Annotated in this window: 14 protein-coding genes; 12 read left to right on the top strand and 2 right to left on the bottom strand. The window is 37.7% G+C overall.

Features of this window, described 5'->3' with window-relative positions; all coding sequences use genetic code 11:
- Positions 1 to 126: 126 nt before the first annotated feature.
- Positions 127 to 336 (bottom strand): helix-turn-helix transcriptional regulator, encoded by a 210-nt coding sequence (locus A3860_RS33140; RefSeq protein ID WP_081154819.1) that lies wholly within the window; start codon positions 334 to 336, stop codon positions 127 to 129.
- Positions 337 to 686: 350 nt separating this feature from the next.
- Between A3860_RS33140 and A3860_RS41770 the strand changes: the two genes are divergently transcribed.
- The 12 genes from A3860_RS41770 (at position 687) to A3860_RS33075 (ending at position 19,698) form a co-directional block, all read left to right on the top strand.
- On the top strand, positions 687 to 1,637 hold the full coding sequence (locus A3860_RS41770; RefSeq protein WP_216823566.1) for a hypothetical protein: 951 nt from the start codon (positions 687 to 689) through the stop codon (positions 1,635 to 1,637).
- Positions 1,638 to 1,944: 307 nt separating this feature from the next.
- A complete protein-coding gene (locus tag A3860_RS33130) occupies positions 1,945 to 2,538 on the top strand; it encodes an RNA polymerase sigma factor (protein ID WP_081154818.1) in 594 nt (197 codons plus the stop codon).
- A 268-nt stretch (positions 2,539 to 2,806) separates the two neighbouring features.
- Complete coding sequence (locus A3860_RS33125) at positions 2,807 to 2,989, top strand: hypothetical protein (RefSeq protein ID WP_081154817.1); 183 nt, start codon at positions 2,807 to 2,809, stop codon at positions 2,987 to 2,989.
- A 456-nt stretch (positions 2,990 to 3,445) separates the two neighbouring features.
- Positions 3,446 to 4,045 carry an STN domain-containing protein gene (locus A3860_RS33115; RefSeq protein ID WP_081154815.1) on the top strand — a complete coding sequence of 200 codons (600 nt, stop codon included), beginning with the start codon at positions 3,446 to 3,448 and terminating at the stop codon, positions 4,043 to 4,045.
- A 149-nt stretch (positions 4,046 to 4,194) separates the two neighbouring features.
- Positions 4,195 to 4,476 (top strand): hypothetical protein, encoded by a 282-nt coding sequence (locus A3860_RS33110; protein WP_081154814.1) that lies wholly within the window; start codon positions 4,195 to 4,197, stop codon positions 4,474 to 4,476.
- A gap of 370 nt (positions 4,477 to 4,846) precedes the next feature.
- Complete coding sequence (locus A3860_RS33105; protein ID WP_081154813.1) at positions 4,847 to 5,707, top strand: serine protease family protein; 861 nt, start codon at positions 4,847 to 4,849, stop codon at positions 5,705 to 5,707.
- A gap of 576 nt (positions 5,708 to 6,283) precedes the next feature.
- Positions 6,284 to 6,877, top strand: a complete 594-nt coding sequence (locus A3860_RS33100) for an RNA polymerase sigma factor (RefSeq protein WP_081154812.1) — start codon at positions 6,284 to 6,286, stop codon at positions 6,875 to 6,877.
- Positions 6,878 to 7,053: 176 nt separating this feature from the next.
- Positions 7,054 to 8,313 (top strand): FecR family protein, encoded by a 1,260-nt coding sequence (locus A3860_RS33095; RefSeq protein ID WP_081154811.1) that lies wholly within the window; start codon positions 7,054 to 7,056, stop codon positions 8,311 to 8,313.
- A gap of 314 nt (positions 8,314 to 8,627) precedes the next feature.
- On the top strand, positions 8,628 to 12,050 hold the full coding sequence (locus A3860_RS33090) for a SusC/RagA family TonB-linked outer membrane protein (RefSeq protein WP_158085440.1): 3,423 nt from the start codon (positions 8,628 to 8,630) through the stop codon (positions 12,048 to 12,050).
- A gap of 47 nt (positions 12,051 to 12,097) precedes the next feature.
- Positions 12,098 to 13,597 carry a RagB/SusD family nutrient uptake outer membrane protein gene (locus tag A3860_RS33085; protein WP_081154809.1) on the top strand — a complete coding sequence of 500 codons (1,500 nt, stop codon included), beginning with the start codon at positions 12,098 to 12,100 and terminating at the stop codon, positions 13,595 to 13,597.
- 1,003 nt (positions 13,598 to 14,600) lie between these two features.
- Positions 14,601 to 15,881 carry a thioredoxin family protein gene (locus A3860_RS33080; protein ID WP_081154808.1) on the top strand — a complete coding sequence of 427 codons (1,281 nt, stop codon included), beginning with the start codon at positions 14,601 to 14,603 and terminating at the stop codon, positions 15,879 to 15,881.
- 1,090 nt (positions 15,882 to 16,971) lie between these two features.
- A complete protein-coding gene (locus A3860_RS33075; RefSeq protein WP_081154807.1) occupies positions 16,972 to 19,698 on the top strand; it encodes an alpha/beta hydrolase family protein in 2,727 nt (908 codons plus the stop codon).
- 114 nt (positions 19,699 to 19,812) lie between these two features.
- On the opposite strand, the gene A3860_RS33070 is transcribed toward A3860_RS33075, so the two are convergent.
- A complete protein-coding gene (locus A3860_RS33070; protein ID WP_081154806.1) occupies positions 19,813 to 20,007 on the bottom strand; it encodes a hypothetical protein in 195 nt (64 codons plus the stop codon).
- Between the last annotated feature and the right edge of the window lie 705 nt (positions 20,008 to 20,712).

The raw sequence follows: 20,712 nt of genomic DNA, 5'->3' as shown, positions 1-20,712 counted from the left end.
ATGGTGATAAAAACACTTTTCAAAACTATTCATTAAAGTTGGAATGTTTATTATCTGTTGTATAATTTTAAATGTCCGAGATTTAAACTACTTTAAATATAATTTTTATATTCTTTGTGAGTAGTCCTATTTTCTTACAAGCAGTTCGCAAACGTCTACCTCTAAGAGCTCCGCAATCTTAAAAAGATTTTCAACCGTTGGTTGATTATCATTTGTACACCATTTTGAAACTGCAGCTTTACTAATTTCTAGTTTTTCTGCCAACCATATATTCGTTTTCTCTTTCTCAATTAAGACAATCTTAATTCTATTTAATCGCTTTTTTTCTTTTGCCATTAGAAAGCTTTTCTATAAACAATAGTTTATTAAGGCAACTAACAGAAAAAGAATGAGGAAGTAATAAAAAGTAAAATTAGGCATAAATAAAGTAATTAAAATGATTTTAAGTTAACTTTTCGCTATCTTTACTTTAATATAAGTTTTGCGCGGCTTATATGGATACTTCATAAAGAATAGTAAGGTCTAAAACTATCGTAGTAGACGTCTATGCGGAAAAAAGCAATCTTGCGCGATAAGGAAAAAAATCTTATTCGAAATCATGTGTTACAGATGTCAACCGATGTTTCTGTATTTATTGCTTTATAGGCTTGGATAATTAACGCTATTCCTCAATCAAAAACTTTTTTATGAAAACCTGCAATAACCATCCCCAATGGTATAATGAACCACTCAGGCTAACTGAAGAGCAAACGAATGAACCGACCCTGGCCCTCGATGACTTCTTTCAATGCTACCACCTGAATGAGGTACGGCAAACGCTGTGGCAATGGGTGGTGGCGGTAATTTCCAGTGCGGGCAGTGTTTCGGACGATCATCATGAACGGAATAATCACCTGTATTTCTATGAAAAGATGGAAATGCTGGTAGAAGCCAACTGGATAATGCGCCGGGGTTGTGGCAAGAACAATACGCCGGTTAGCCGGGCGCCCGGGAAACAGGGTAGGGTACCTGCAGATGAAATTGAGGTTCCCCATACCAGGTTTTCGAAACCGGCGCGTCTTATTGAAAAGATCAGTACAGAGCCGAAGCTGGTAATTCAGGAAGTATTTTCGGAAGTAACCTGGGAGGAGCTGCATGAATATTTATTGCCCACCTGGCTGCGGGTGGCGGTCGTAAGTTCAGAAAGTCCGTATTCTGATGGCGATGGCCGCCAGGTGCTGTATGAGTTTTATGACCAGCTGATGATCTTTATAGAGGCGTTGTATATTAGCTCGGAGGCTGAACCGGAATATAGCCCTTCATTTTTGAGTGCAGAACAATCCGCCAACCCATCGCAGGTTATTACCGCCTTCTTTCAGCAATGCCCGGTGGAGTATGTTCACCGGGAGCTGTGCGACTTTTTAGATGCGGGTCTGGGTTATGATGGTGGCAGTTTTCCCAATGGATTCACGCCCTGGCAGGCATGGATGGCGTATAATCATGTACTGTGTTTGGTGGAGGCGGGGTATCAGCTATACGTAAATAAGGAGGGGATGATAGCGTTGGCTGCGTCGCAAATAAAAGGGAAAATTCTTTTTCCCAAAAAGATGGAAGAGGCAAAGAAGATACTTGAGCGTGCCCGAATTGTAAAAGAATAATGGCTTGCGGTTAAAGAAAAATTAAATTCCAGATTCCAAAAAAGGCGCTCATCCGGGCGCCTTTTTTGTTTTAAGCACCGATTGGACAATTAGTATCAACTAAGTCACATTTTGTACTACAATTCGTAGACGTGGCTAAATTTTGCATTTTACCGGCAATCAAGTAAATTGAAATTGTTTCTATTGTATTTCCTTTATCTCTGATATTCCATTAATCATCAGGTTTAGTAAAGACTCCTTCATACCGGTTATAACCGGGTATGCAGGCTGTTTATTTTATAAGAGCAATAAAACAAAGAGATCCCCGATGACGCAATTGTCAAGCGAACAGCTGATTGAATTTAGCCAGGGCAACCCTAAAGCATTCGAAGCTGTATTTAATTGTTTCAGAATGCGCATCTTTTATTTTGTGAAGAAGCTTATCGACGACAAGGAAGAGGCCGAGGAAATTACCTCTGAAACATTTGTAAAACTTTACCGCATACACGATAAATTCAACACGTTTAATAATATTCAGGCCTTTCTTTTTATTACTGCGCGTAATGCTTCCCTTAACTTTTTAAGATACCGGAAACGGCAGCAGGAAAATAAGGAAGAATTCATAAATCATGAAGAGCAGGAGATAGATGCCGCGTGGTTTGCAGAAACCGATATTAAAGTGGAGATCTTGAAACGCATATATGAGGAAGTTGAAGAATTACCTGATAAATGTAAGGAGATCTTTAAGCTTGCTTATCTCAAAGGGTATTCTATAACGCAAATAGCCGAGAAATTAAATATAAGTCGACAAACAGTAAGCAATCAAAAGACAACAGCTATTAAAAAACTGCAAATGAAATTTTTAGACAGGCCGGACCTGTTTTTGTGGATGCTGTATTTTTTGAGCGAAACGCGTCATTAATACAGGTAATATTGCTGCTGTAACGGCTACTAATATCCAGGAACTGCCTGTAAACAACCCTCTATCTGCTTTGCAGGGACGAGTTCCAGGGTTTGCAATTGTGCAAACAACAGTTTTGAAAAAGTAATTATTGGGAAAAAATTTTATGCGTGTCGTAGTAAAGCCGGTCGATTAAGTTGTTTTAATATGTGTACTATACGGCTTTGAGCAAACGCCTTCTGATCTGACAACCATACATGACCATATCGCTAAACTTATAGCAAAACAGTTGCAGCAAGAGATCACTGCTGAAGAAACGAGTGAAGGGGGGAAATGGGTAACCGAAACTGTGCAAAGTATGATATTATTTGAGCTGTTAACGAATGATGATGTCTTGCACGAAGACTTGATTGCCAACGACAAAAGCGACAGACGGATACAGGCGCTGGTATATGCGCGGTTAGGGTGGTAGATCTGAAAGCAGCTGTAGCCTGGATGAATGGATACTTTCATTTTTAAGAGGCCGAAATACAAGGAGTGATGCGACAGGCGGACGGGTGGTATTATGTAGAGGTGGAGTATGAAGGTAAGAAGCCCACCTGAACCATGGATGGTAATGCAGAACGAAACATTCCGGTATCCGAATTACTGGAATTGTTAGAAGAAATGCGAAACACACTATTAAATACAAGCGAAATAATTAATCTGCTGTTAAACCATAAATATTCTTATCTGAACAAGATATCGCTTGCCAAATCATTAACCACATCCTTCATTAGTCAAAACAATTACTGAAACCTTTTCTGATTGGCCGGATTTTCAGGATCCAAAGGTCAACAGGCATTCCTATGCCATTACGGAAGCCTGGTGTTTAAGGTTAAGAAATAAGAAGGTCAGGATAGAAATTTATTAACGTCAAACCAAAGTTATGCAAGTATTTGCTACACGCAAAGCAGCTGCATCGGGCAGTGCTGTGCGTAAACAAACAAGCCACCATGTGGTAAGGATTATGAAGGTAACGGTTCTTATACTGTTGTTCACCAGCCTCCCATTAAGGGCGGATGGGGCCAGTCAACCCATCACTTTATCGCTTAAGGATGCGCCTTTGCAACAAGTGTTTAAAGAGATCGAAAAGCAAACTGATTACACTTTTATTAGTAAGGATGATTTCATGAAGAAGGCAATTATTACTGTTATGGTAAATAATGTACCGATTGACCAGGTGCTTGATCTGTGCTTAAAGGATCAGTCTTTCAGGTATTCGATTTCAGGTAAAATAATAACTATATCGCCTAAAAAGGAATTGGGAACAGGTAATGTAAGTCCGGTTAAATGTAAAGAAATAGAAAAGCAGCCTGTTAATGATCCGTTGGCGGCATTGCAAAGTTGGGTTCCTGCCATAACCATTGAACAATGTACTGTCTTTACAGGTAGTAGGGACGAATGCGGGGAAATGTTCGGTTTCAGGGGTGCAATTGGGGCAATTTCAATAGCAAAAAAAAAAGAGAGGCTGGTCAGAGAAATTTAGTTGCAGGCAGGGAAAAGGTAACCGGAAAAGTGAAAGTGCTGAATTCGCGTCAATACTTAGAAATGAGGGAGGAACCATTAAATCTGATGCCTGGTGCCTGGTGCTTAAGTCAGTTTAATTTCTGTAAAAAATTTAAAACATAATAAATTATGCTGGTACTTAATGTCATTTTGATCGTAACCGTTTTAATCTGTTTGGCGTATATCTTACGGTTGAAGTATTTAAAGCTGTATACCAGGGAGCGGTTTGCCTGGTTCATTGTTATGGCGGCAATGACCCTGGTTTCTCCGTATTTGTTCCGTGGTGGTCTACAGGGGAAACCGCTGGAAGATAAACTGATCTCTTTCCTGTTAATAGCAATGGTAATCTGGTTTATGTATGCCCTGTTTATTAATTGGGATAGAAAGCAGCAGAAGGATGAGGATAAGTAATGAATGACCGGGGCGGGGGATTGCCTGCTCGGGGTTTGTGCGTCAAGCATGTATATAAGCTGAGGTTGATATAAATCAATAAATGGGGTTTGTTCTTTATCCATATTTAATAAGTCAAGCGCTTTCCTACATTTGTCAGATTCAACTTGCTTTGTGCGTAAGCATTGAGTATGATGGTGATTGTCTCGATATCTTTCATTTAATAAAAATGGATGGTTTGAGCTCGCTTATTCTACCTCGCTATAGTTGATTATCAGCGGTATGTTTTAATTATACGCAATTTGTTGCTAGTACATTTAGTACATTGTTTTGTATTAACATAAAAGCGCTGGGGGGATAGACAAATTTTAAAAAAGATAAAATATAAGTTATGAAGAATCTGATTTTATTAATGCTTTTAGTGCCTATAACGTCAAAGCCTCAAACAATGAAAGATTTTAGATCGACAATATCCTTCATTTATATAGAAGATAGTTTACATAATCCTATTCCAAATGGTACTTCTTTTGCTGTTGGAATTCCTTCAGACAAAATTAAAGATCGCACTTATTCCTATTTAATAACCGCAAAGCATGTTCTCCAAAAGCAAGACGGTAGAATTTATTCCTCTGTGTTAATTAGAATGAATACAAAAGATTCTTCAAGATTTACCTTTTACCCCCTCAACGTATCTGGTCCTCACAAGAATGTTTATTTTCACTCAGACCCTTCAGTTGATATTGCTGTAATATCATATGCACCTACTAGAGACGATTATTTGTTTACATATATGGGACCCGAATATATTTCGACTAAAGAAGAATTTAATAATCTTGCAATTGAAGAAGGAACTGAAGTTTTTTTTACCGGTCTTTTTGTGCCATTTACAGGGGAGCATAAGATTTATCCTATTGTCCGTTTTGGGCGGGTTTCTTTATTGCCAAACGAAAAAGTTGAATGGCTTGGATTTAAACGGGAAATGATTCTCGTTGAAACAAGCTCTTTTGGAGGGAACAGTGGAGCGCCTGTTTATTTTAAAATTAAAAATAGTAATAAAACCTATTTTACAGTTGGAGGATTATTAAATGGGACATATAGAGATGCTGCAGAAATAAGAGTGATTCAAACAAGCCCTACTCCAGTTGCAATTTATAATAATGGTATTAGTGGTATAACGCCAGTCTACAAAATTAGGGAGATTTTATTCTCTAAAGAATTAGTTCATGAAAGGGAAATTGCTGATCAAAATTAATAAGGGATTGATTTTAGTTCAAAAGGCCTAGCCCCCACTTTCCCCCCAAAACCTTTAGTCAAACCTAAGTGTTTATCTGTTTAAATAGTAGGGAATTGCTCGCATCCGTCCTAAGAGCTCTGCTATCAAGTATAGCCAACTTTTGCTTAGGTATCCGGCAAAAGACGGCTAAATTTTGCATTTTTGACCGCAATCAACTATTTTGAGTGCTGGTATGAGTAGTGTATTACTCACCCCATAGTGCTAATTGTTACCTTATCTCCTTGTCCACAATTCCCAATAGATTTAAGTTTCAATAATATTTACTCTGTATCGTACGTCTGCTTGCTGGTTATTGCCACGCATGGTGGGCGAAGTACAGGGTAAAACCCGAATAGTTAGGCTCTGAGCGTTCTGCTTAGCGGAACGCAAAAGTAAGTTGTACAACCATCGAGATTCCCGCAACAAACGCAACTTACTTATAGTGGCAACATCCCGCAACAACAGTTGGGATCGTTGACAGGGGCCGTTTTTTTATGACCCATCAAACGTCCGTAATGAAAAGTGTAAAAAATATCAACACAAACGGCGTTCCCGATGAATCAACTGTCTGATGACCTGCTTATTTTATTTAGCCAGGGCAGCCCTCAAGCATTCAAAGCTATATTCGATAGTTTCAGGATGCGTATTTTTCATTTTGTAAGAAAATTGATTGATGATCGCCTTGTCGCTGAAGAAATTACCTCCGACACGTTTGTAAAGCTTTACCGGTTACACGACAAATTCAACACGTATAATAATATACAGGCCTTCTTATTTATCACTGCACGAAATGCCTCGCTCGATTTTCTGAAATACCGCCAACGGCAGCGGGGACATCTGACTGAGCTGCTGCATCATGAAGAGCAGGAAATGGATGATCCTTTGTTTGCCGACTCCAGCATCGAGGCGGATGTATTGCAGTTTATTTATACCGAAATTGAGAAATTACCCCTCCGAAGCAGGCAGATCTTCAAGCTTTTTTATATCGAAGGGCTTAGTGTGAATGATATCGCAAATATGATGAAGATCAGTCCGCAAACGGTTTCCAATCAAAAGACAACAGCACTTAAAGTATTGCGAATGAAAGTTTTGGACAGGCCTGGCTTGTTGTTGTGTCTGCTGTTTTTTGCGGGGGAGAAGCGGTATTAGAAAAAATTATTAACCCAGTATGAAATTTTCTTTAATTCTTTAGTATAACACTTCGATCATGTCGTTTCAATATAAGTGGACCCCGATACACAAAATGCCTGCCCCGGCCACGCACTTAGCCGGAGCATCAGAATTGTCAGTGCAACAGTTCATACTAATTAACACCATTTAACCTAATGCCTCTTAACTACAATATCGCCGATCTAATAATAAAGGAGTTGAGGGAAACTCTCACTGCCGACGAAGCACAAGCCCTGCAACAATGGATTGCATCCGATGAAAAGAACCGGACATTGCACGATCAGTTTACGAGTGACGACTGGCTGCACGAGCAATTGATAGCATTTGGCGAAAGTGACCAACGGATTAAAGAGCAGGTATATGCGCAGTTGCCAGAAGTGTATGACGCTTTACATGCAAGACCTAAAAGGATTTGGATGCGATATGCATCCATAGCAGCAGCGGTGCTGGTTCTGTTAACAGCAGGCATATGGTACCTGGTGCCGAAGAAGTCAGCAACAAAAAATGTACCTGCACAACAAGTACCGGTGGCAACAGCGATACCAGCAGGCGGAAACAAAGCTACATTGACATTAGCCGATGGTACCGTGATCGACCTCGACAAGGCTGCAAACGGAACGATTGCCAAAGAGGGTAAAACAACGGTGAATAAAAAGGAAGACGGGCAGATAGAATATAAGTCGGCAACCAGCAAACGCGAATCAGAAATTACCTATAATTTATTAAGTACCCCAAGGGGCGGACAGTACCAGTTGTTGTTGCCAGATGGAAGCAAGGTCTTTTTGAATGCGGCGAGCTCGATAAGGTACCCTACAACATTTTCCGGAAACGAGCGTCGGGTTGAAATAACAGGCGAGGCCTATTTTGAAATAGCACATGATGCGGTGAAGCCATTTAAAGTGATGGTATTTCCTGGAGAAGGCGGAAGCGGCCGTGGGGGAGAAGTAGAAGTGTTAGGCACGCATTTTAATATCAATGCATACGGGGATGAACAGCCTATTGTTACCACCTTGTTGGAAGGTAAGATAAAAATTACACCAGTTGAGGTGGTTGGTAAACAGGTAGCGACAAGTCAACCTTCGACTTCGCTCAAAGCGTATAAAGTTTTGTTACCAGGAGAAGAGGCGCAAATAAGCAGCGGGGCCGATATTCTTATCAGAAAGAATGTAGATACAGAAGCGGCAGTTGCCTGGATGAAAGGATTCTTTGATTTTCACAATGCCAATATCAAAACGGTGATGAAGCAGGTGAGCCGTTGGTACAATGTAGATATTCAGTATGAGAATGCAGTGCCGGGGCAGACATTTGAAGGCTCATTAGATCGTAACATTCCGCTGAATGAGTTGCTGGATCTGATGCAAAAGATGGGGACCACGAAGTTCCAGATCGAAGGAAGGACCATCAAAGTGAATTAACTATGAATTACTATAGAAATCTTATCTATAAGCTCCCGGACGGGAAACGATATTGCTTGCTGCACTAATCAAACCATTTAACATTAAACACCACTTATTCGAAAGATAAACCTGATTCCAGGTTAACCCTTTTCGACATCCATATGCTATAACACAACCGGTGTTATACGGATGAAAGTTGGTATATGGTCAGAAATAAAAATCGGAAGTGTACCACCACTTCCGATTGTAAGAGGTTAACAAATTTCGCGCAAACTCCATTCATTAACCCCCGCCCCGAAAGGATCGGGACGGAAACAAACTGCACCAAAGGTATGAAATTAACTGCTAATCCAGCTTCAGAGTCTTTGCCCGTACAACAGCGGCGCCGATGCTTTGGGGCCCAACTCCTGCGCATTATGAGGTTGACCACTATCATAATTTTAGCTGCCTGTTTGCAGAGTGCGGCAAACGGCGTAGCCCAGAACACGGTAACCATATCCGGGAAGGAAGTCAGCCTGGAATATGTGTTCAATGCCATTAAAAAGCAAACAACTTACCGGTTCTTCTTCAATACCGACATGCTGCAGCATACGTCGAAAGTGAGTATAGAAGTAAAGAACGCTCCCATAGATCAGGTGATGCACCTGGCGCTGAAAGATCAGCCGCTGACGTTTGCGATCAAAGGGCGGACGATTTTTATAATGAAGAAGGAGGAGGAGAAAAGCAGTGGTCAGCAGTTGCCGCCGAGTGGTGATCCGATTACGGTGAGTGGAAGAGTGACGGATGAGCAAGGAGAACCTTTGGTTGGGGCCAATGTAAATATAAAGGGAACTAATACAGGTGTCACTACAGATAATCAGGGACGTTTTACTTTAAATAGTGTTGACCCCAATGCAATGTTGGAGATATCGTTCGTTGGGCATGAAACCCAACTTCTTTCCGTGAAAGGAAAATCTGTTTTTATAGTGGCATTGGGACAGAAGATTGGGACATTGGATGAGACGGTTGTTATTGCCTATGGTACCACAACTAAGCGTTTTAGTACCGGAAATGTTTCTAGTGTAAAAGCTGCTGATATTGAGAAACAACCTGTATTAAATCCTTTACTTGCCTTACAGGGGCGCGTGCCTGGTTTATTTATTACTCAAGCTAACGGATTGCCTGGGGGGGCAATAACAGTGCGTATACAAGGACAAAATAGTATTAGAAGTGGTAATACGCCATTCTATGTAATTGATGGTGTTCCGTATACTTCCCAACTTTTGACTACTACAGGTACTGGATTTAGTCCTTTAGGCCGCGAGTCTTTCGGACCTGGAAATGGCAGTGGAAATCCACTTAGTTATATTAATCCTTCGGATATTGAAAGCATTGATGTTTTAAAGGATGCGGATGCTACGGCTATTTATGGCTCCCGTGCAGCAAATGGGGCAATATTAATTACAACAAAAAAAGGGAAAGCAGGACAAACGAAGGTAAATGTCGATATGCAGAATGGTTGGGGAAAAGTAACACGGAAACTTGAATTGCTTAATTCTCGGCAGTACTTAGATATGCGATATGAGGCATATAAAAATGACGGGATCGCTCTATCGTCGCTAACTCCTAATAATTCTAATTATGATTTAACGTTATGGGACACCACTAGATACACAGACTGGCAAGAAACATTGATCGGAGGTACTGCTAAATTTGCGACTATTAATGCCAGTGTTTCGGGAGGGAATGCCAATACTCAGTATTTAATAGGAGGAGCCTATCAACGTCAAACCTCAGTATTTCCTGGAAGTTTTTCTGATCAGAAAGGAAGTGTACATATTAATTTTAATAGCGCTTCTTCGAATCAAAAGTTTCGATTGAGATTTTCTGGTAATTATTTAGTGGATAAAAACCAATTGCCACTTACTGATTTAACAGAACGTGCAATAAAATTGGCACCTGTTGCTCCACCTGTATATAAGGAAGATGGCACTTTAAATTGGATGCCTAATAGTAATGGTGCATCTTCTTGGGCAAATCCGCTTTCATTCTTATACAATATTTATGAAAATAAGACCAATAATTTGGTTTCTAACGCGACTTTAAGTTACATGATTTTGAACGGATTGGAAATTTTGACCAGTTTAGGGTATACTAATTTACAAATAAATGAATTTAATCCGTCTACTTTAATCGCTATGGCTCCAGAAAACCGGCCAAATGGAACAAGATCGGCAATATATGCAAATAGTAATATTAATTCTTGGATAGTGGAACCACAAGCAAATTATAAGAGAACTATAGGAAAAGGAAAACTGGAAGCTTTAGGGGGAATGACATTTCAACAAAATACCAGTAATGGTCAACAATTACTGGGAATTACTTATAATAGTGATGATGTTTTGAGAGATATTAAATCTGCTGCCACTATACGTGTAAATTCCACAACTAGTTCTGTTTATAAATATAATGCAATATTTGGCCGTATAAACTTTAACTGGCAGGAAAAATACATTCTTAATCTTAATGCTCGCCGAGATGGCAGTAGCCGTTTTGGTTACCAGAATAAATTTCATGATTTCGGTTCAATTGGTGCTGCTTGGATATTTACGCAAGAGAATTTATTCATGAAATATCCAATGGGCATTAGTTTTGGTAAACTAAGGGCTAGTTACGGTACAACCGGGAATGACCAAATTGGCGATTATCAGTTTATGAATTTGTATAGTCCTATCAGTGTTGGTGTTCCTTATCAAAATTCAAATGCTTTAGGTGTAAATGGCCTCACAAACCCCTATTATGCTTGGGAGGAAACCAAGAAATTACAATTTGGTTTGGATTTAGGTTTTTTGCGAGACAGAATTCTATTAAGCACGAATTATTCTCGTAACCGTTCTTCGAACCAGTTATTATTTTATGCGTTACCAAATATTACTGGATTTGGCGGGATTTTTGAAAATTTCCCAGCAACCGTTCAAAATACAAGCTTAGAATTTTCTTTTAATAGCACAAATGTACAAGGCCGGACCTTTACTTGGAATACTAGTATTAATATTACAGTTCCTCGGAATAAATTGATAGCGTTTAATAATATTGAAAGTTCTACTTATGCATCTGGCCTTAGTGGAGTAATTATTGGACAACCATTGGGCGTACTTAAAAAGTATCAATCTTTGGGAGTCGATCCTGCAACAGGGACTTATCAATTTGGAGATGGTAAGGGAGGAGCTACATTCAGGCCTGATACCTCTGCAACGATTTCTCAATCAGTTCTCATCAATACTTTGCCGAAGTTCTATGGCGGTATTCAGAACACTGTTAGTTATAAAGGGTTTCAGTTGGATTTCTTATTTCAATTTGTAAAACAAATAGGAGCTAATTATTTGTTCAATGACATACCTGGAAGATTCAGTCCAAGCCTTGGAAATCAGCCCGCTTCAGTGTTAAATCGATGGCAAAAACCAGGAGATATAAATACCTACCAGCGGTTCAATCAGAATAGTAATTTAGGTAGTAGTGCATCGAATGCCAAGGATGGCAGTGATATGGTTTATAAAGATGCCTCTTATATCCGTTTAAAGAATATATCATTATCATGGCGTGTTCCGGAAAAATGGCAGCAAAAAGTACATCTAAAAAATTGTAGGATTTATACACAAGGGCAGAATTTATTGACTATTACAAAGTATAAGGGCCTCGATCCAGAAACCCAAGGAGTCAGTTCCTTACCTCCACTACGAGTCCTGACAGTAGGAATACAACTTAGCTGGCAGTAGTAAACACTTATGGATATGAAATTTTTGAAAAGAGTAAATTGAAAATCATGAATTCAAAATCTAAATATATTCGAATAAGCCAATCTTTAAAAATAAAAAATTGGTTAATAAAACAATTAATAGTTGCTGTTATTGTAATGTCTTCTTTGATTCTTCCTTCAAGTTGTAAAAAATTCGTAGAAATTGAGCCGCCAGTCACATCGATATCTGGTGCTGGAGTATATAATCTTGACGCTACCGCGATTGCAGTATTGACGGGGATCTATGCTAATTTGAGCTCAAGAAGTAATTATGGTATTGGCATTGGGGATTTGGCGACCCTTTCACTATCGGCAGGCTTGTCTGCAGATGAATTCACTCTATACAGCGGGGTTTCTAATACGAAATATATTGCTTATTATAGAAATAACCTAACTAGTGCCAAGGATGGGTTTGAATTTTGGAATAGCATTTACTCTTATATTTTTACCTGCAATAGTGCCATTGAGGGGCTTAATAATTCTAGTAGTTTAACTCCTTCTGTAAAACAGCAACTTTTGGGTGAAGCGAAATTCATGCGTGCTTTTTTTTACTTCTATTTGGCTAATCTGTATGGAGATGTGCCTCTCATTCTAAATACGGACTATAAAGTAAATGCAGCTTTAGCACGTTCACCCAAAGCACAGGTTTATCTGCAGATTATTGCTGATTTAAAAGACGCTCAAGATTTGCTAACTGCTTTTTATGTTAATGGCGTTATTAATAATACAGCAGAAAGGGTACGTCCGAATAAATGGGCCGCAACTGCTTTATTAGCAAGAGCATATTTATATACAAATGACTGGGCAAATGCAGAAGCTCAGGCAACTGCTATAATCAGCAATACAAATTTGTACAGTTTGACTACTTTAAATAGTACGTTTTTAAAAAACAGTAGTGAATCCATCTGGCAATTGCAGCCGGTGAATTCTGGATGGAATACAGAAGATGCCAAAGTATTTAATCTTTTTTCAACTCCAGTAGGATTAAGTAATACTAAGCCCGCATATCTTAGCTCAACTCTACTTAATAGTTTTGAAGTTAATGATAAACGGTTAATAAACTGGGTTGGTAAATATACCGACACTACTCCAAATCCAGATGTGGATTATTATTTTCCATATAAATATAAAAGTGCAACAAATGGCTTAATTGTATCAGAATATTTGATGGTGTTTCGGTTGGCGGAACAGTACTTAATAAGGTCAGAAGCCAGAGCACAGCAGGGAAATATTTCAGATGCTACATCTGATTTAAATGCAATTCGTTTTCGAGCTGGTCTTCCTAATACTGCAGCAACAACACAATCAAGCTTATTGACTGCTATACAACATGAAAGGCAAATAGAGTTGTTCAGTGAGTGGGGGCATCGTTGGCTTGATTTAAAAAGGTTGAATTCTATAGATTCAGTTATGAATGTTGTATGTACTCAGAAGGGTGGCACGTGGGACAAAAAATGGCAATTGTATCCTATTTATATTGGAGATATTCAAAAAGATAATAATTTAACTCAGAACCCTGGCTATTGAGTGTGCTGATTAAATTGAAAAGTTCTTTGACTTTAAAAATTTTGCTGAGTCAAAGATGATAGTCCCCCCATCGTAATCTGCCAATTGGTGATGGTAATAAACTGCCTTTATGCTACTGCGGTTAAATGCTGTGGTAGTGAGCAATAAAGGAAATGGCACTTTAAAGATGTCAGGAGAGTATTAAGATGGTGAATCATCACGTTACGCTTCGAAAAGGTTAGACGATGTCAAAACAAGGTATAGTAGCGCCTTTGGAATAAGCAAGAAGGATACCTGTTTACTATTGTTGCGACATCCGAAGTATAGATGGCATGAGCTTAATACAGGCTTTTACTCGGATCAGGAGTAACTGACGTAAGGATGCAAAGAGAATATATCAAGTTGTTCAGGACAGCAAGATAGAAAGTATCGATGACTTGCAATTAGTGATGAATCTTCTAATGGAATTGGGGCGAAGGGGATGTATTATTTGGTATATGAATTCAGCGAGAAACTACTTTTTGTAGGAGGTGTCAAGAATGTTAAGCAAAACACTTAAGTCTAGGAAAGACTTAAGCTGTATTTAATAATAGGAGCCGTATGATGCGAGAGTTTCACGTACGGTTCTATAAGAGACCTGGGTGAAATTCCCAGGTCTACTCGACAATTCTCATCCTTAATTAATTATTAAAATAAGTATTAACAGCCAGCCAGAAATAGTTCAATATGACTAAATCAATGTGCTATTATCACTGAGCTAGTTACAGCTATCCTATGTGCCAACAAGATAGTGTTAACGGCAAATATAAGTTTGACTCTGCATTTGAGTTAGTATTTAAAGATTCAATAAGTTGGTATGTGTTGTTTTTAAAAGGAAATATTATTAATCGAGGCGGCAATTATTATACTCGTTTAGACTTGCTCAAGAAGCGATATCATCAATAAAAATTATTAAAAACTGAACTTTAATTCCTATTGTGGTATCTGTAGTTGACCGAGTTATTACTTATAAATAAAGTGAAAAATGAAAAAAATTTTGAGTTTAATTCTATTGCTACCATTCGTAATCAATGCACAGGAAAAAGGTATTCATTTTGAGCAGGGCTTAACTTGGGACCAGGTATTAGCAAAAGCAAAGGCCGAGAACAAGTACATTTTTGTAGATTGTTATGCCACTTGGTGCAATCCATGTAAATACATGGACCAGAATGTTTATACGCTTGAAAGTATTGGTAATTATATGAATGACAAATTCGTTTCATTGAAAGTACAGATGGACACCTCTGCCCATGATAAGGATGAAATTAAAAAATGGTTTGCTGTTGCAAATGCTATTAAAAATAAATATGAAGTGACGGCTTTTCCAAGTTATCTTTTTCTATCGTCGGAGGGAAAAATTTTGCACAAAGGTACAGGAGCTAAAAATGCGACTAGTTTTTTAGACCTATTATATAAAGCATCTAGCCCAAATACTCAATATTACACCTTACTGGAAAAATATAAACAAGGTACTAGAAGTTATACTGAGATGGCCTACTTGGCGAAAACCTCTCAAATTTTAAAAGACAAGGAATTGGCCTTCACAATCGCACAAGATTATATGCAGAACTATTTATATAAGTTGGAGGACCATGAACTTTACACAAAAGAAAATATTGAGTTCATCGGCTCATTTCTTTTAAGTTCAAAAGAAAAGGGTTTTGATATGTTTTATAATCATGCAAATAAGGTTGATGAAGTAATGGGAAGAAGCTCATTTGCAAAGACTGTTGTAAACCATATTATAACAAAAGAAGAAATAGATCCAATAGTATGGTCTAAAAGCAAAGCCATTGGAAAGAGCCCTAACTGGAGTAAAATGGAGAGTGCGATCACAAAAAAATACAACCACATTTGTGCTGAATATGCAATATTGAATGCTCAACTAAAATGGTACGGTTATAAAAAGGATTGGTCAAATCTGGCCAAATATAATCTTAAAAAAATTGATATATACGGCTTAGATACTGCAGGATTGGGGAAATTGTTTTTAAACAACATGATATTCGAAGTTGTATTTATGCATAATAATGATGCAAAAATTCTAAAAAGAAGTATTGAACTTATAGACGTGCTTTTAAAAACAGATTCTATTAATTCCGCTTGGCTAGATACTAAGGCAAATCTATTATATAAATTGGGTAAGAAAGAGGACGCCGTTGTTATAGAAGAGAGGGCTGCTGCCTTGGACCCGAAAGCTATGGATATTCAACAATCACTAGAAAAAATGAAAAGAGGCGAACCTACCTGGCCTATGAATAACTGAGCAAATCGAAATAAAGTTCGGCAGTTGACATATCTAGTAGTGCGAAATGTGATTCGAGGTAGAAGCATCACGGTTGAAAAGTATATAACAGTTAGAGATTACAATCTTGCTAACTGTAAATGCATTAAAAGATAATGAATATGTGTAAATATGCATGATGGTCTAATTGGTCCAAACTATTCCACAAAACTTTGAGTGAAATGTGTCCGAGTTGTAGCTTCATATATTCGTGCCAATCTTTGACTGGAAGATGGAAATTAATAATAATCGGGTGTTTTTTATAGTGGTGTCGATAAAGATGCGTTCACTCTGAAATAGCAGTTACTCTTTTTGGGGGCTTTATAACTTGTAATGGTAACATAACTGGCAATACCCAAGTAAAAAGTGATTCTTCTGATTGATGTGGTTAGCGGCCCTCCGCCTCGTCCCTCATTGCAAAAGGATATAGGTGCGGGATCTTTCGTGTGAGTTGGGCTAGCTAGTTGTGATTCATAAACAAGAGGCCAAGTTATATTATTTCTACAAAGGATATGCTGTGTAGTGACACATTTGCTAAGAATTTAAGGATACGAATTCAGACATATCTGCCTGCCATAAACGATACCGCCATTTGGTAAGACATATTTGAATATTTCGATTGATTAGCCAAAACAGCGTTTCAGCATGAGGCCACTAGTGTGGTTTAAGATTGGCTAAAATATGCATTTAGATTATTTGCCATGTGTTGAAAGGCGACGTTTTTATAATTACAAAGCATTCTCCCTAATATTTAGACAATAGTTATTTTCTATCGGTAATATATGAATTAGCTGGGTGTACGATATTTCTTAATCAGAATATTTCGGAGGAATGAGCCGAAATATGAAAATAAAGCTGTTCGGTTATATAAACCGATAAAATATTTTAAACAAAAAGATTAACAATACTTGCGATGGCAATGGATAAACAATATGTACTTTATTGATTTGTGGAATTAGTCAACACTTATTTTTAAATTAATTCGTAACTTAAATAGGGATTATTACGCAATTCCAATTAAGAAATTAGAAGTTGCATTTCTAAAAAAAAATTAAAAACATTGCACTTGATTATGAAACGGTTTTTACTATTGTTTGTATTAATGTCTTATAAATTACCTGGATTTGCTCAAAAAATGCCTATCGATTCTAGCATTATCGCAAAATGGCCAACTTTGGGAACTCCAATGATTAGCAATGATGGAAACTATGCTTTATACACCGTCAATAATCTGCCAATAGGATATAACACCTTGGTTATTAAATCCACATATAGTAATTGGGAAAAAGAGATAGTGGGAGCCGAACCGCTTTTTTTCACGAATGACAACAAGCAGGTTATTTATAAAGCGAGTGACACACTATTTTTTTTAGATATTGGAACGGGAAAACTATCATTTATATCTAACATTAGTTCATTCAGGTTTCCAACACAATCTGGCAAAGGGGAATGGCTTGCCTTACAATCTAAAAATAATGGGGAAGATCTAATTTTGCTTAACTTAATTTCTGGTAACAAACAGCATTTTGATTCAGTTAAAGATTATTCTTTTGATAATAATGGAAAAGCACTTTTATTGAAAACATTATTTAAGCATGATACCATATCTACAAGTTCATTAAAGTGGGTTAGCTTGCCTGAATTCAAAGTAACTACTATTTGGTCTGATAAATCTCAATTTCAGGCAACTGAAACAATTGGAAATTTTACTTTTGATACTGCCGGTACTCAATTAGCTTTTATAGTAAATAGTACAAATGGGCATGGATTTGATAATACCATTTGGTATTATAGAATCGGGATGGATAAGGCAGTGCTTCGGGTTAATAACCAGTCTGCTGGAATAAAGTCGCAATTGACGATAACTAATACGGGTCTCCGGTTCAGCAAAAATGGAAACTGGATTTATTTTCAATTAGAACCTCCAATAGATAACCGAAAGCCTGATTTAAATGCTGTTAAAGTCAATATCTGGAGTTACAAAGATAAAGTGTTGCAATCTAATCAGTTAAATCCTTTTTCTCCTAAAAAATCAGGGTTCCTTCCCATGGCAGTAATTAATGCAGACGGGGGACATGTAATTCAAATAACTGAGGGCGATGAAGTGATAGTCTATAATTGTGAAGGTGATAATTTTACAGTGATTACGGATAACAAACTTGTGACCGGCTATTGGTGGGATAATGCTTTTAATTCTTATTATTTGGTCTCTTTAAAGGACGGTTCGAGAAAATTTATTACAAAGGAAAATGGATACACCATCTTTTCAGTTTCACCACAGAGTAAGTATATCGTATATTATAACAAAAAGCAAAAGAAGTATTTTAGTTATGATGTAGGTTCGGATAAAACCCATAATATTTCGCAAGGCATTTCTGTCCCTCTTGACGATGAATATGCTAGGAGAAGCAAAGGAGAGTCGAATCCAATTGGTATAGCTGGCTGGTTCAACCAAGATGTTTCTTTACTTTTATATGACAATTATGATATATGGGAGGTCGATCTCAAAGCCCAAAAGCTACCAATAAATATTACTAATGGATATGGAAGGATACATAATATTAAATTTAGGCTGGTAGATGAATCAATAAGAGAGAGTAAAGCCCTACAAAGAACAGAGCCATTGCTTTTGACGGCGTTCAACACTAAAAATAAGAACAACGGCTTTTACCAAAAATCCCTTGAAAAAAGGGGAGATCCGGAACTATTAACGATGGGTCCTTTTCTTTTATACCAAGTAAATTCCCAAATACCAAATTCAATTTATGGAGTCGAGAGTATGAAGCCATTGAAGGCATTGAATACTAATTGTTGGATTGTGAAACGCATGACTTCTATTCAAGCTCCCAATTATTTCCTTACAAATGACTTTAAAACTTACACATCGCTAACTGATTTGCAGCCTCAAAAAAATTGTAATTGGTTAACGACCGAACTTGTCAACTGGGAACAATTAGATGGCTCTATTTGTCAGGGTATATTGTATAAACCGGAGAACTTTGATCCAAATAAAAAATACCCAATTATATTTGAATATTATGAGCAATTATCCTCTAATCTGAATGCTTTTCTTAAACCTGAATTTACAAGTGCGTACATAAACATTCCCTGGTTTGTTAGTCGTGGTTATTTGGTTTTTACGCCGGATATTCATCTTTCATTGGCGGCTAAAACGAATAAGACAAATGGCGAAAATGCTTATAATTCAATAGTATCCGCTGCAAAATATCTATCTAAAAAACCTTGGGTCAATAGTACCAAGATGGGTATCAACGGACATAGCTTTGGTGGAGGATTAACCAATTACTTGGTAACACATACACGTATCTTTTCAGCTGCAGCAGAAGCTGCGGGTGGAAGCGATCTGGTTAGTTCATACTTAGATGTTTTAGACAGACAATCTGGAGCCGAAAATGGTCAAGGTCGGATGGGGGCAACTCTTTGGCAGCGTCCAGACCTCTATCTTAGAGGGTCTGCAGTTCTAAGCGCAGATAAGGTAACGACACCATTACTCATCATGCACAATAAAGCAGATATAGCTGTGCCGTGGAGTCAGGGTGTTGCATTATATATGGCACTGCGGCGATTAGGCAAGAAAGTTTGGATGCTGCAATATGACGATGAAGGTCATGTATTAAATAGAAAAGCGGCGGAAGACTATACTATTCGGCTAACACAGTTTTTTGATCACTATTTAAAAGATTTCCCGGTAGCGAAGTGGATGTCTGAAGGAGTTCCTGCCAAACTGAAAGGTATTGAGAGCGGATATGATTTGGATTATAGCGGCAGGATGCCGTAATAAATTGTGAATCTTTACTAAATTCTCATTTAATAGAGAACACTGTTGAAGTTTAGTTTGCCTGTGAATAAAATAATACCAATTAGTGGGCTTATTAACGAAAGAGGGTGTTTTCTAAATGATAAGTGCCCCGGGATAATTCTGTTGTAAATGTTTGATTAGTTGATTTACATCAGGCTCTTGGCTGAACGTTTTTAATTCAAACTTATCACTATAAATGCCTATTGCCCGACTCTTATGGTGGGGAACTACAACTATATACAAATTTTGAACTGCAAAATATATAACTTGGGTTACTTTTGAATTCATGACTTTGAGTTTTGTAATTTCAAGTTACATTTTACCGAAGTCATGTTTTTTATTCAAACATAGGGACTCAAAAATATGATACGCCCATTCGAAACCTGATTCAGAATTATAGTCGTTTAGCTGATCACATATTTTGATTTATTTATGACAATAGTCATTATTGCAGCCTTTAATTTACTTCATCGGTGGTTAGTTTGAAATCACGAACACTACAACCTCCGGGAGTTGTTGTGTATGGAATATTTAATCCATTAAAATTTTAAGTAGAAGTGTGTATACATTAGTGGAAACACAACCACTGCGTGCTACCAGTAGTGGTATAAGTAATTTGGAAGCTGAACTTCTTTGCTTTAAAAGCTAAAGAACTACTAATTGCAGCAAATACGGTGTTAGCAATCACCATAAATTTTACTCTTTTCATAAAATAGTAGCTTTTGGGAATTCAAAAAGCTAAACTTTTATTTAAAAAAAATATGCCTACTCTGTTCTAATGGTTTTCGACTAAACTGAAGACTGTCACAAATATTTAGGTGGGCGGAGGAGTCCTTAACAGAAGGGCTACTCTTTTGAGCAGCCCTTCAAATTGGTTGTACTGAAGTGTTAAACTAATCACAAGTAAGTGATAGTTGATCACATCTTGCGATTTGTTTGATAACTACCAATAACTTAAAACCTTTAATTTACTTCAGAAGTGGTTAATTTGAA

Origin of the sequence: Niastella vici (assembly GCF_002077945.1) — a bacterium.
Lineage (GTDB): Bacteria > Bacteroidota > Bacteroidia > Chitinophagales > Chitinophagaceae > Niastella > Niastella vici.
The sequence above is the reverse complement of the archived record's forward strand: the minus strand, read 5'-3'. Positions and strand labels throughout refer to the sequence as shown.

Coding starts and splice junctions, on each gene's coding strand:
- A3860_RS33140 (WP_081154819.1), bottom strand. CDS start 336: ATGGCAAAAGAAAAAAAGCGATTAAATAGAATTAAGATTGTCTTAATT.
- A3860_RS41770 (WP_216823566.1), top strand. CDS start 687: ATGAAAACCTGCAATAACCATCCCCAATGGTATAATGAACCACTCAGG.
- A3860_RS33130 (WP_081154818.1), top strand. CDS start 1,945: ATGACGCAATTGTCAAGCGAACAGCTGATTGAATTTAGCCAGGGCAAC.
- A3860_RS33115 (WP_081154815.1), top strand. CDS start 3,446: ATGCAAGTATTTGCTACACGCAAAGCAGCTGCATCGGGCAGTGCTGTG.
- A3860_RS33110 (WP_081154814.1), top strand. CDS start 4,195: ATGCTGGTACTTAATGTCATTTTGATCGTAACCGTTTTAATCTGTTTG.
- A3860_RS33105 (WP_081154813.1), top strand. CDS start 4,847: ATGAAGAATCTGATTTTATTAATGCTTTTAGTGCCTATAACGTCAAAG.
- A3860_RS33100 (WP_081154812.1), top strand. CDS start 6,284: ATGAATCAACTGTCTGATGACCTGCTTATTTTATTTAGCCAGGGCAGC.
- A3860_RS33095 (WP_081154811.1), top strand. CDS start 7,054: ATGCCTCTTAACTACAATATCGCCGATCTAATAATAAAGGAGTTGAGG.
- A3860_RS33090 (WP_158085440.1), top strand. CDS start 8,628: ATGAAATTAACTGCTAATCCAGCTTCAGAGTCTTTGCCCGTACAACAG.
- A3860_RS33085 (WP_081154809.1), top strand. CDS start 12,098: ATGAATTCAAAATCTAAATATATTCGAATAAGCCAATCTTTAAAAATA.
- A3860_RS33080 (WP_081154808.1), top strand. CDS start 14,601: ATGAAAAAAATTTTGAGTTTAATTCTATTGCTACCATTCGTAATCAAT.
- A3860_RS33075 (WP_081154807.1), top strand. CDS start 16,972: ATGAAACGGTTTTTACTATTGTTTGTATTAATGTCTTATAAATTACCT.
- A3860_RS33070 (WP_081154806.1), bottom strand. CDS start 20,007: ATGAATTCAAAAGTAACCCAAGTTATATATTTTGCAGTTCAAAATTTG.